At 59.6% G+C, this 12,261-nt stretch carries 11 protein-coding genes; 3 read left to right on the top strand and 8 right to left on the bottom strand.

All coding sequences use genetic code 11. The features are described 5' to 3' along the window. The 8 genes from BMX55_RS08420 to BMX55_RS08385 are packed head-to-tail and all read right to left on the bottom strand — an operon-like array spanning position 1 to position 7,162. On the bottom strand, positions 1-1,080 hold the full coding sequence (locus BMX55_RS08420) for a glycosyltransferase (RefSeq protein ID WP_177172860.1): 1,080 nt from the start codon (positions 1,078-1,080) through the stop codon (positions 1-3). Next, on the bottom strand, positions 1,077-2,282 hold the full coding sequence (locus BMX55_RS08415; protein ID WP_218144472.1) for a class I SAM-dependent methyltransferase: 1,206 nt from the start codon (positions 2,280-2,282) through the stop codon (positions 1,077-1,079). The genes BMX55_RS08420 and BMX55_RS08415 overlap by 4 nt, the downstream gene beginning before the upstream one ends. Positions 2,283-2,311: 29 nt before the next feature. After that, positions 2,312-3,268: an LpxL/LpxP family acyltransferase gene (locus BMX55_RS08410; RefSeq protein WP_091455871.1), complete on the bottom strand. Its 957-nt coding sequence runs from the start codon at positions 3,266-3,268 to the stop codon at positions 2,312-2,314. A 28-nt stretch (positions 3,269-3,296) separates the two neighbouring features. Further along, complete coding sequence (locus tag BMX55_RS08405; protein WP_177172859.1) at positions 3,297-4,298, bottom strand: GNAT family N-acetyltransferase; 1,002 nt, start codon at positions 4,296-4,298, stop codon at positions 3,297-3,299. Beyond that, positions 4,295-5,629 (bottom strand): ABC transporter ATP-binding protein, encoded by a 1,335-nt coding sequence (locus BMX55_RS08400; RefSeq protein ID WP_091455865.1) that lies wholly within the window; start codon positions 5,627-5,629, stop codon positions 4,295-4,297. Before BMX55_RS08400 ends, BMX55_RS08405 begins: the two co-directional genes overlap by 4 nt. Then, positions 5,619-6,422, bottom strand: a complete 804-nt coding sequence (locus tag BMX55_RS08395; RefSeq protein ID WP_218144471.1) for an ABC transporter permease — start codon at positions 6,420-6,422, stop codon at positions 5,619-5,621. The genes BMX55_RS08400 and BMX55_RS08395 overlap by 11 nt, the downstream gene beginning before the upstream one ends. Positions 6,423-6,459: 37 nt before the next feature. Further along, complete coding sequence (locus BMX55_RS08390) at positions 6,460-6,612, bottom strand: hypothetical protein (protein ID WP_177172858.1); 153 nt, start codon at positions 6,610-6,612, stop codon at positions 6,460-6,462. After that, on the bottom strand, positions 6,605-7,162 hold the full coding sequence (locus tag BMX55_RS08385; RefSeq protein ID WP_091455859.1) for a Crp/Fnr family transcriptional regulator: 558 nt from the start codon (positions 7,160-7,162) through the stop codon (positions 6,605-6,607). Before BMX55_RS08385 ends, BMX55_RS08390 begins: the two co-directional genes overlap by 8 nt. A 153-nt stretch (positions 7,163-7,315) precedes the next feature. Here BMX55_RS08385 and BMX55_RS08380 point away from each other — a divergent pair, with 153 nt between their 5' ends. The 3 genes from BMX55_RS08380 to BMX55_RS08370 are packed head-to-tail and all read left to right on the top strand — an operon-like array spanning position 7,316 to position 12,095. Next, positions 7,316-8,773, top strand: a complete 1,458-nt coding sequence (locus BMX55_RS08380; protein WP_091455856.1) for a FecR family protein — start codon at positions 7,316-7,318, stop codon at positions 8,771-8,773. A 9-nt stretch (positions 8,774-8,782) separates the two neighbouring features. Next, entirely contained in the window at positions 8,783-10,762 is a 1,980-nt protein-coding gene (locus BMX55_RS08375) for a CHASE2 domain-containing protein (RefSeq protein WP_143059604.1), read from the top strand. After that, entirely contained in the window at positions 10,740-12,095 is a 1,356-nt protein-coding gene (locus tag BMX55_RS08370) for a tetratricopeptide repeat protein (protein WP_091455850.1), read from the top strand. Before BMX55_RS08375 ends, BMX55_RS08370 begins: the two co-directional genes overlap by 23 nt. Positions 12,096-12,261: the final 166 nt, after the last annotated feature.

The following is a 12,261-nucleotide window of genomic DNA, read 5'->3' as shown; positions in this document are numbered from 1 at the left end:
CTATGGTGTGGCGCTGGCAGGCCAGCAAAAAAGTTGGCAGGCGCTGGCTGGAGTGTCCATGCTACCGAGGCGTCCGTACACGGGCGCACCTTCAAAGCACGCCAACACTTCGGCTGCCACCACTGCACAAGCGCCGGTACCTGTCATGCCGATGGCGGGTTGGAGCAGGGGGCTGGGGCTCAGTTCCAGCACCCAGCCAGTTTGCCAAGCGGGTGGCACTGGCAAGGCATGACCACCAGGCTGCCATGATGGCACGGTACGCAGTACGGGCTGGCTGCCCATGGTACGAGATTTGTGCAGCCAGCGCTGGTCATTGGGGTAGTGCTTGTCGAAATAGATGCGCGCACCTTCTGCCATCAATACGGCTTTGTGTGGCAGGTTACGCCAAGCATGGATAGCTTGGGCTTGCGGCACCATGGCCATTTTTGCGCCTTGGTGGCGCAGCCGCAGGCACAGATCCGAATCTTCAAAATACATGAAAAAGCGCGGATCAAACATCGGCTCGTGGGCTGGTAGGGCGCTGCGCCGCAGCATCATGATGCCCCCAGACAGTGCCCGTTGTGGCATGGGGGTGTGAGCGCTCCAGTAACGCAGGTTTTCTGCGCGGGCGGCCTTGGCCAAACGCAAGGCGGCATGGGTGTCGCGTTGGGCCCGTTCTGTGGCCCAAGCGCGCAGTGCTGTCGGTAGCCAAGCCGGGGGCAATTGCCATTGGCAGGCGGTATCCAGAAACTGGCGTGGTGCTACAGCGGCCAGTGCGGCATCATGCTCTAAGGCTTGGCGCAAAGCATGCACGCAGCCGGGCAGCAGGCGCACATCAGGATTGACCAGCAACAAGTGTGGGGCTGGGGTGGCTTGCGCCGCCAGATTACAGCCCCGGCCAAAGCCGATATTGCCCGGTGCGCGCAGCACGCGCACATCGGCGGGCAGCAATTGTTGGAGCCGACGGTGCTCGGCGGCATCATCGCTGTTGTCTACCACCACCACGGGCAGATGAGGCTCATCAGCGCGTACTGAGGCTACGGCTGCGGCAATGTCTGCCGCGCCAAAATAATTGACCAAAATGGCACAGGTATCGTTCATGGGGATATGGGGCTGGCGTGGGATACCACAGGGCGGGCGCGGATCAGAAAAGCATAGGTGTCCCAGCTGGCAGTATTGACCTGCAAGGCTGGAGTTTGCGCCCAGTGTTGTTGCCATTGCGGCGGACAAGGCACTTGCACGCGCTCGCATTGTTCAATGGTGTAGCCCGCTTGGGCGAACAGTTCTTGTACGCCCTGTTCGGTAAAAAAGCGCAGATGCGTAATGCAGTGGATGCCCACGGGGCAGTAGTCCCAGCGGCCTTCTAGCAGATCGGCCACCACACCCCAATGTCCCACGTTGGGAATCGAGGCTACCACTACGCCTTCAGGCGACAGCAAAGCGCGTGCGCGCACCAGCCAAGCGCTGGGATCGACAGCGTGTTCCAGCACGTCCAGAAAGGTGATGCAATCAAACGCCTGCTGGCCTTGGTGGGGTAAACCGGTAAAAGATTGGGTGAAGAAGTCTCCGGGCCAGACATGATCGACATGCGCCGATGCCAGTTCACAGGCTTGCTTGGAATACTCTGCAAGGTGGGTTTCGCAGCCCCGTGCTTGTTTGAGCGCTTGCAGGAAGCCGCCTTCGCCACCACCTACATCCAGCACACGCGCAGCATGGGTAGGAATGAGTGGCAGCACTTCTTCGCGTCTGCCTTGGTGATAATCGGCAAAACTGTGCACAAATGCTGCCGGGGCTTGGAGGTGCTGCACCTTCCCATGATGGGTTTGGTGGCGCAGAGTGCCTAGGGTGGTCAGGGTTGCCAGTGGCACATGATGGTCGGGGGCAGGCGCTGTCAAGGGCTGCTTGACGGTCAATTGGTGTTGGTAGCGCTCTAGCCCGCGCAGCGTGCAATAGTCTGGCGCAGGCTCAGGGGGATGGCCAGAATCGCAACTATGAATGATGGTGTGGGGGCCGTTGTGATCCAGCGCTTGATGCAGCCGTGCTAGCGCGCCAGCGGTCAGAATCACATGGGCATGGGCCAGCAGCAGTACTCTGGCATCATCAGCCAGTGGTAATTGTTGCCCCTGGGTCATCGCCGTAGCGTAAAGCGCTTCTGATCCAGAGGCTATGGCTTCAACCCAGTGTGCTGCACGCGGTAAAGTACGTTGGAGCTGCGCCCAGCCACTACGAAACTCTTCTGAAGCCTGTAGATTGGGGGAAGGGCCAATGGCGATCAGTGCTATGGAATGGAGTGGCGTGGTCATTTTTACGAGGGCCATTGAGCCATATAAAATCAAAGAGGGCCTGACGCGGCCCGTATATAGTTGGCATACTGATCGGCTGCCCACCACCGTCCGGGGTTAGCTTTCAGGCTTTGTTCCATTTCGTAATAAGACTGTTGTAATCCCCCCTCTTTGAGGTACAGCGGTTTTGAAATACGAAGCTGAAAATTTTGATGGTCCTGTTCGTGGCACTCATAAAATGCAATCGGTGAATTGGTCATATGGGCCAAAAACTCCAGCCCTGATGACATCAGCAACTGTTCTCCCAGAAAGTTGACTGGCGTAGCGCGGTCTGGAGAAGAAGACGGCCCGTCTGAAGCAATCACTACAATTTCACCCCGGCGCAGTGCCTTGACAAAAAAAGAAATACTGTCTTCAATAAAAACCAGTTTGCCCGGTGCAAGAAGGTAGTTAAGCGCCTCTGCCTTTTGCTCATAATGCTTTTTAATCCCAGGTGGTACACGGGGGTCAAAGATTACCTTGGTTCCCATAAGATTAACAGTCAGGCCTGCCCGCGCCAGCAAAGCCAAACCAATGTAGAGGCTGTCAGAGTGGGCTTTGGCTAATATCACCCCCACTCCTTGATCGCGGGCGGTCAGGAGGTGCTCTAGGCCTGCAATGTGGTGGGGCAGGCGTGCGTAGTCTATGCGTTTCAGACGCCAGCTATCGAGTTCTTCGCGGGAGGTGCAAATAAAGCGTTGTCTGGTGAGTTGGCCCAGTTCTGTAGCACTGGCTGGTCGGCCTGTTTGCTGCACAACCCTTGCCATGCCACGCTCAGTGGCAGCGCGGATGTAGCCGTGGCCCAGTGACAGGGTGCGCCAGTCAAAATCGGCCCGCCAGTTGATCCAGCCGCGCAATGTTTCTAGGGGGCGTGTCCAGCGGCGGGGTAGGTAGGCCAGCAGCGGCAGGCACAGGCTATAGTCGATCCAAGTCACGCACACAACGAGCCAGCGGGGAAAAACTTTCATAGATAGCGTCCAGATTGCTCTTTGCTCTTCAGCGAAAATCAGTATCACCACCGGTTAGCCACCACGGGCATTGGGTCAAGAGGGGGAGATGGGCGCGTTGGCGGGTGGTGACGCAGGCTGTGCAGGCGTGTTGTGTGCTGGCATGGTCTAGTGTGGGCTGCTGGCGTAGTAAGTCTGCCACCGGGCTGCTCAACCAGCCTTGCAGGGTGCTACCGGCCTGTGCGGCAATAGTCCGTGCTGCTTGCACTACAGCGGCAGTTTGTGGCAGCGGTGCAATCCAGTCCAGCAACTCCCAAGCTTGGCCTGCCTCTGCACTGGGTTTGAGGGCCAAGGCCCCCACAATGCGCCCACTGAAGCGCTGGCGCAGCCAAAAGCAGCAGTACCGGCTTTCTGGGTGATTGGCAAAACGGTGCTGCCACCAGAGCGCATTGCGCTGCCCGATCACAAAGTGGGTGGTTTGGCTTTGCATCGTTTGCCAGAGTTGGTCTAGCCTTTGGGTAGTGTGCGCTGAAGCCCAATCAATGCGTGCCAGTTGCCAGCGTAGGTGCCACTTGAGTTTGGCTGGGCGCGTTGGCAGCGGCCAGAGCAACTCCTGCACTTCGTTGGTAGCGGCGTACAGACCCAGTTTTTCCCCTAGGCGCACATGGCGGGTGCCCGGAAAGCCAAAGCCCAATGCAAAGGGCCGGTCTGGCCCTACGTGCTGCTGCAAAAAACCTTGGGTCGCTACGGCAAATGGCCCGTTGCGCGACAAAAACCCCCGTGCATCTGGGGCCACCATCACATCGCCCAATTGCACCGCTGCTACGGGTTGGCCTTGCACCCACAGAGTACGTGCGGTGCCACCGTAGTGTGCCAACAGGCGACCGCTGCGGTCGCGGGTGCCGGTGGCTAGCCCACGGTGATCGGCGTACTTCCAGTGCCACAGCGCCTCGGACATCGGGTGGCCAAACACCTGTTCAAACAGGGCACGAATCTCGCTGCTGTGCGCGGCATCGAGCTGCACTAGCTGCCAAGGAGAACATGGGTTCAACACAGGCTCCTGTTATCTGTGCTGCCACTCCACTGATGGGGTAGTGTGACCAAACCTTGTTCTAACCCGGTTTGTATGACGTGCAATTTAATCGCCCGGTCTACGGTTTCATAAGCGTGCAGGCCACGCTCACAAATCAGCAGTACCCCGACGGAATAATCGCCCTGCAAAAGCGGCAATCGCGGTAATTGCAATACGCCTTTGCCATATCCCTGTGCATCCCGTGTCAATTCCACTTGGTCATTAACGTTGCCTGCACTGGCTACCAGCACACCACTGGCATGGAGGATGGTAATGGCCACAGAGGGGCAGGGCAGGGTCGGATCACTGGCAAATTGAATAGTGATTTCTAGGTCGGTTTTGCCTGAATGGATAGCCAATTCTTGCCCCACTACACCATCGGCGCGGGCTTCAATGCCCGTAATCACGGCCGTGCCATCAGGGGCTTTGCGCACAGCCATGCCTTGGGCTTGCGCTTGGGCGTCAAAGGCCGCTTCGGGTTTGGCTGCTTCGGCGCTGGTGGTGGTGTCTACGCTGGCTGTGGGCGGGAGGGCATCAATGGCTGGAGCGGCATCCATGACCAACGATGTTTCGTAGGCCGATGTTACTTTGGCCGCAGCATCCCACATGCGCATTTTGCCGCCTTCGAGCCACAGTGCCCGCGAGCACAATGCCTGTACGTGGTACATAGCGTGCGAGCAAAACAAAATAGTGGCCCCGTTTTCTTTGAGCGCCATGATGCGGTCAAAAGATTTGCGCGCAAAGGCACCATCGCCCACCGACAGCGCTTCGTCAATCACCAAAATATCGGGTTCTACGCTGGTAGCCACGGCAAAGGCCAGCCGCACAAACATACCGCTGGAATAGGTTTTGACGGGCTGGTGGATAAACTGACCAATATCGGCAAAAGCCAAAATGCTGTCTAGCCGCTCATCCACTTGCGCACGGCTCAGGCCCAAAATGGCGGCATTCATATACACATTTTCTAGCCCGCTAAAGTCGGGGCTAAAACCTGCACCCAGCTCTAGCAGCGCCGCCACCCGCCCGCGCACGGCCAAAGTGCCGGTGGTGGGGGTTAAGGTGCCGCAGACCATTTGCAGCAGCGTTGATTTGCCCGCGCCGTTGCGCCCCACCAGCCCGACCACCTCACCGCGCCGGATGTCAAAACTGACGTCTTGCAGCGCCCAGAAATCGCGGCTGTATTGCTTGTAGCGGCCCCACAGCAGTTGCTTGAGCCGATCTTTGGGGTGGTTAAACAGTGAAAACCGTTTGCCTAGGTTATGTGCCTCAATGGCCAAATCGCCCGTAGGGGCCAAACGTTCAGACAACATCGGCAAACCCCGTTCGCACTTTGCGGAAAAAAGCAGCCCCCAGCAGCGCCAGCAGTGTGCAGGCTGCCAACAGCAACCCCAGCGCTTGCCAGTCAGGCCATTGGCCTTGCAGCAGTACATCGCGTGTGCCCGTCATGACCCAAGCCAGCGGGTTGAGCAGCATCCAGCCGCGTACCGATGCAGGCAGCGCCTCGACCGGAAAGAAAATGGGACTCAAAAACATCAGCGCGCTTACCGCCATGCCCAGCAATTGGCCCACATCACGCACATAGGTGCCGACACCACTGAGCAGCCAGCCCAGCCCCAACACCAGCGGCAACAAGGGCAACCACACCAGCGGCAGCGCCAGCGCTGTCAGCGGCAAGCCGCCGTTGAGCACAGCGGTACAAGCCAGTAGCAACACCCCCGACACCCCTAGCCCCGCTGCCGCACTGGTGGCATTGACCCAAGGCAAGATCTCTAGTGGAAACACCACTTTTTTGACCAGATGCGGCTGCTCTAGCACTAAGCCCGGTGCCCGATTGACACACTCGGCAAAAAAGTTAAATACCGCCAGTCCGGCATAAATGCGCAAGGCAAAGGCCAGATTGCTCTCCTCTAGCCCATACCAGCGCACCCGCATAATGTGCCGAAACACCAAGGTATAAATGCCCAGCATCAGCAAGGGCGTGAGCACCATCCACAACAAGCCCAGCCACGACTGGCGGTAGCGGGCATGGACTTCGCGCCCGGCCAGTTGTGCAATCAGGCTGCGGTGGTGCCAAGGCCAGACAGAAAGCAGCAGAAAATTCAAGCAATCACCATGTTAAAAAACCGCAGACCGGGCAAGCTCACGCCTTGGGCGGATCGGCCCGACCTTCGGCAATATCTTTGAGTAAAACCGGTTGTGTGAGGCGCAGTGCCGTGCCTTCGCGCACCAGCACTTTGTGCAAAAACAGCAACTGAAATGCCCTGGTCACCGTCTCGCGGCTGGCGTTAATCATGATGGCCAGCTCTTGGTGGGTGGGTGGGTGGTTGTTCAATCTCGGCCACACCATCAACCATGCGCTGGGGCAATTGTAAGATCAACACACACAGGCGCTGGAACGGGTTGGGCAACCCCAGCAGCGTGCGCTGCGCCATCACGGTGCGTACCCTATGCGCCAGCCGCACCATCACTGCTTGGGCCAAGGCTGGGTGGCCCAAAATCAGCTCGCGGGCCGCGCCCGCATCCAAAAAGGCCACGGTCGATTTGACCGCCGCCACGACAAACTCGGACGGTGGCTGCCCATCGACCAGCGACAGCTCGCCAAAGTAGTCCCCCGGATCGACAAAGTACATGCCTACGCTGCGGCCATCGACCGTAAAGTCCACCCCCTGCAAGCGGCCATCAACCAAAAAACCCAACTCTTGCACCGGGCTGTCTTTGCTCATGACCATGCCACGGCGGGCAAACTGGCGCAAATTCATGCGCGCAGACAAAGGCTCCAGCGCCTCGCGGGGCAAGGGCTGGAGCAGGGTAAACTGCGATAACAGCTGGAGAGAAACCGGCATGGATGGTGGTATAAAAACGCAGTATGGCCCAAGCACACCACTTTTTGGCTTGGCTTTGTACTCCGTGTGTGATGGCGCTCACACGGCTTTACAGCGTCTTTGCAGGAAAATCAAGCCAGTCTCTAAAAAATAGGGGCTGAAAGGTCGTTTTCCATGCAATACCCTCTTTTTTGGTCCGCACATGCCGTGCTTGCCGCCGGTTGCCTTGGGGCAGGTGCGCCAGTGTGGGCACAAGCGCCAGCCATTGTGGGTGAGGCCACGATGGTGATTGGCATGGCCAGCGTGTTGGGCAGCGATGGCAGCCAGCGCCCGCTAGAGCGGGGCGCGGCCATCCGTGTGGGCGATCGTATCGACACCCCCGAAGGCGGCCATGTGCTACTGCGCTTTGTGGATGGTGGCCGCCTGAGCGTGCGCCCGGCCAGCCGTTTGCACATTGACAGCTACAGCCACTCGGCCAGCCAACCTGAGCAGGGGGCCATCAAGTTGCGCTTAGATGAGGGCGTAGTGCGCTCCATCACCGGCGCTTGGGGCGAGGCCGCCCGCGAGCGCTTTCGCCTCAACACCCCTGTGGCGGCCATTGGTGTCAAGGGCACCGATTTTGTGGTGCGCTCCCATGCCGATACCACCGCTGCCACGGTATATACCGGTGCTATTACCTTGGCCCCGCTGTTGGGCGAGTGTGGCACCAGCGTTGGCCCCTGCCTGAACGGCAGTGAGAAACTTCTCACTGCCGATATGAAAGGCCAAATGCTAGAACTGGCTCGCAGCCAAAGCGCGCCGATGCTTGTGGCCAGTAGTGGCTATGCGGCCAAACTCCCGCACCACTTTGAAGCACCACCAGAAGTGCTGGCCCGTGCGCCCCATGCCATAGACAACGCTTCCCCTGAAACCACTAGTGCCAAAAGCCTAGCTAACGAAACTTTAGGCACCGCCGTGGCTGCGTACGTCCCGCCACCGCCACCGCCGCCACCCCCTCCGCCACCGCCCCCTCCACCACCGCCCCCTGCACCGGCTCCCGGGCCTGCACCGGGCCCCGTGTTGCCCGTTGTACCCGCGCCAGCCCCTGAGCCACCCCCGGTGGTGTTGCCCCCCCAAGTAACCCTCTTGAGCTGGGTACGCTATGGCTGGGTAGCCCAACCCGATAGCGACACTTTCACGATCCGTTTAAATGAGGCCTTAGTGGCTGGGCTGGAAAAAGTGGTGGGCAATAGCAATTATGTGTTGTACCAACGTCCCAGTGGCACTGAGGCCATCGCCGCTGCCCAGCCACTGGCCGACCCCGTCGTTAGTTTTCGTTTAGCCGACGCCAGCGCCCATCTGTGGCGTAATGCGTTTCGGCCCGCCGAAGACGTTAGCGTACGCGCCGGGGCACTCACGGTCGATTTCAGCCGCAGCATCTTTTCTACCCTTCTCAGCTTGAGCAGCCCCAGTATTGGTGTCGAGCAGATCAGCGCTGGTGGTGCCATTTTGCCCAATGGGGTGATGCGTGCAGAAAATGGCAACGCCAGTTTGTTTGGTGCCGTCACCCCCAATGGGCACGAAGCTGGCTATGCCTTTGAAAAAGCCATCAGCTCCGGCCTGTTGCGTGGTGTCACGCTCTGGGGGCGTTAAGTGGGTTGTATGCAGCAGTTGCGCCGCCACGGCGTGTTTTTAGGTGGGCTGGCGCTGGCGGGGCTCACTTTGCTGGCCTTGCAGCTGCTAGTGGGGCCTTGGTTGTCTGCGCTAGAGGAGCGCACTGGAGACTGGGCTTGGGCCTTAACCGCCGAGCGCACCCAAGAGCGTCGCCTTGTGGTGGTGGATATCGATGAGCGCAGCCTGTCTGAACTGGGGCCTTGGCCGTGGCCGCGCTCCAGCTTGGCACGTTTGCTAGAGCAACTGGCCCGATTGGGTGCGCGCCAACAAATCCTCGATATTGTTTTTGCCGATACCCGCCCCGATGATGCATACCTCGCCCGCACGCTCGTCCAGCACCAGCCCGTATTGGCCCAAGTATTTGCACTAGAGCAAGGCGGCACCCCTTCGGTAGGCAAGCTGGCCGGGGCACTGTCTTGGCCCACTTGCCCCGCACCTTTTGGTCAAGCCCAAGGCTACTTGGCCAGTGTTCCTAGCGTGTTGCCTGATGCCAGCGGCCAGCCGCTGATGGCTGGGCATATCACCCCACGTATCGCCAGCGATGGCGTCATGCGCCACCAGCCCGCCATCATTTGCATGGGCAGTCGGGCTTATCCAGCGCTGGCGCTGGCCGCCCTCATGCAGGCTGGTCAAGACACTCACCTCACCCTAGAGCGTGGCCATTGGCTCCAAGCTCCTTGGCTGCTCAGTGGCAATGCCGTGCTGGGCACGGTACCGCTCAACGATAGAGGTGATTTCCGCATTCCGTGGCGTTTGCACCCGGACAGCTTTATCAGCCTCTCGGCTTCTGATGTCATTGCTGGACGCGTTCCGCCCCAGTTAGTTGCGGGTGCTTGGGTGTTGGTAGGTAGCAGTGCCTTTGGCCTCAACGACACCATTGCCACTCCTTTTGGCGGTGCCGCCTCTGGCCTACAGGCCCATGCCCAAACCATCACCGCCTTGTTGGATGGCCGTATGTCGGTCACGCCCCGCGCTGCACCGTGGTTGCAGGCACTGGCAGCAGTGTGCGCCCTAGCATTGCTGTATGCCTTAGTGCCCTCAGCAGCTGCTAATGCCACAACTACCCCAGAGCCAGCACGCCTAGCCACCCGCTTGCAACGCCTGCCCCCCTACCTGCTGCCGCTGGCCGGCGTGGGGCTGGCCTTGTTGCTGTGGCTGTTGCACGGCCTGTTGCATGCACTGGCTGGGGTGTGGTTGGGCTGGGCGGCTCCAGTACTGTTCACAGTGCTGGCTGGCATTTACATCGGCGTGCTAGAACATGCCCGCAGCCGTATAGACCGCGATCGTCTCTACGCCCATCTTTCGAGTTACCTGCCTGCCCCAGTGGCAGCAGCGCTGGCGCTGCAACGCCCCTCCAGTGCCATTGAGGCCCAAACGCGCCAAGTCAGCGTGCTGTTTGCCGATATCCGCAACTTTTCTGCCTACTGTGAGGCCCGTCCCCCTGAAGAATCCGCCGCCGTGCTCCATGCCTTTTTTGCTGCCGCTACCCATGTCGTGCAGGCCCACGGTGGTGTGATTGAGGCTTTTCAAGGAGACGCTATCATTGCAGTCTGGAATGGCGAGCTGCACCACAGCGCCAGCGCTCTGCGCACCCACCATGCCCTGCAAGCCCTTCATGCCGCCATTGACCTTTTGCATGCCGTACAAGGCGTGCTACCCGACCCCGCCCCAGCGGGTCTTGAACCCTTGAGCTTAGGTGTAGGTGTCGAAACTGGCCCTGCTATGGCTGGCTCTTTTGGTTTGGCCAGCCGCCGTACCCATATGGTCATGGGCCGTACCGTTACCATTGCTAGCCGCCTAGTGCAAATGACGGCAGACCTGTCTCATCCCATTTTGGTAGGTGAAGGCTTGGCCGCCCAAGTGGGCGGCGTCGGTCTTGAGTCCATGGGTACTTTTTTGCTTGATGGTATGCGGGTGCCCCACCATATCTACGCCCACCCCCTAGATGCAGCAGCGCATAGCCACTAGCACAACGGTGGGCATTGTCCACGCGTTGTGGTGGGTGTTGGCGGCCACCCTCATGCCTGCCTATGCCCAGTCCCCCATTAACTGCCACAGCCCAGAGTTGCTTGTGCTAGAGGCAGACGCTTTAGGCAGCCACCTAGAGCACTGCCAAAAAGACCCGGCTTATCTTGCCCGCCTAGGCCAACTCTACAACCAGCAACAGCGCTACGCCCAAGCTGCTGAACATCTAGAGCGAGCTCTCCTGCTAGAGCCAGACAACCCCAACACCCAGCTAGACTACGCCATAGCTCTGGCTGGCAGCGGTGATATCGCCTCGGCACTGCATCTGGTGCAGGCTCTACAACAGCACCCCGATCTGCCCGCATCACTGCGTTTGGGCCTACTCCATACCAGCCGCCAGTGGGCTAACAATGCCACAGAGGCGCAAGTTGTACCGCACCAAGTTACCCGCATGAGTGCCGGTGTGCGCATGGGTTACGACAATAATTTGCTCGGTAGCCCCCGATTAAGCAGCCTTGCCCTCACCCTGCCCACCGAAACCATCACTTTGCCGGTGGATCAGTCCAACCACCCGCGTTCTGGCACCTTTGTTCGTACTGATTTGCACCTGAGCCATTCGCGCCTGCAGCCCGATGGCAGTCGCTGGGCAGTAGATGCCAGCGCTTTGCAACGCAACAGCCCCGGCCTGAACGCTGCCAATAGCACCCAAGCCGAACTGCAGCTCGAATATATCCAGCCTGCGCCGGGCTACTACGCCAGTGCCACCCTAGCGGCATTAGATGCCCGCACCGGCACCCGTTATATTAGCCAAGGTATAACGGCTGGCATTGAGCGCTCTACCTTGTCTACAGTGCCACGCTGCACCCAGCGCCTAGGGTTAGAGTGGCAAAACCGCCAGTTGCACAACAATGAGGTGCTCTCCGGTCAATACAGTGGCGTCAGTGGTCATTGGGGCTGCGCGCCCCCTGGCAAACCCCAGTGGCAACTGACAGCCCGTGTTGGCCAAGACCGCCCCCGCGACGCCAGCCGCCCCGGTGGCGCGCAAGACCAATACAACCTGCGCGCACGCGTCAGCACCCACACCAGCCCGGCCTCGTTCTGGTTGCTTGATGCCGAAGCCAGCTACAGCCGCGATGCCAGCGGCTACAGCGCACTGCTAGACCACAACCGCCGCCGCAGCATCACCCGCCTGAGCCTGCGGGCCGAATACCAATACACCATCAGCCCTAGCTTGCGCCTACTGGCTGGGGCTGATGCCTTGGTGCAAAATGCCAGCCTGCCGCTGTTTGCCCTGCGCAGTCGTGGCCTATACCTTGGTGTGCGTGCCCACTGGTAATCCACAGCTTGCCTGCGGTAGTAGCGTAGGCACCACAGTTTGGCTCTTGCACACAAAAGCTGTGATCCCCGTCACTATCGTATCAGTGGCGTGTGCGCTACAGTAGCCTGAAGTTAGCCAAACTGGCACCGTTCAAGTGTGTTGCTTTGCGGCAACGCGTGTGATA

Source organism: Giesbergeria anulus (assembly GCF_900111115.1).
Lineage (GTDB): Bacteria > Pseudomonadota > Gammaproteobacteria > Burkholderiales > Burkholderiaceae_C > Simplicispira > Simplicispira anulus.
Note: the sequence above shows the minus strand (reverse complement) of the source record. Positions and strands in the feature narration are given on the sequence as shown.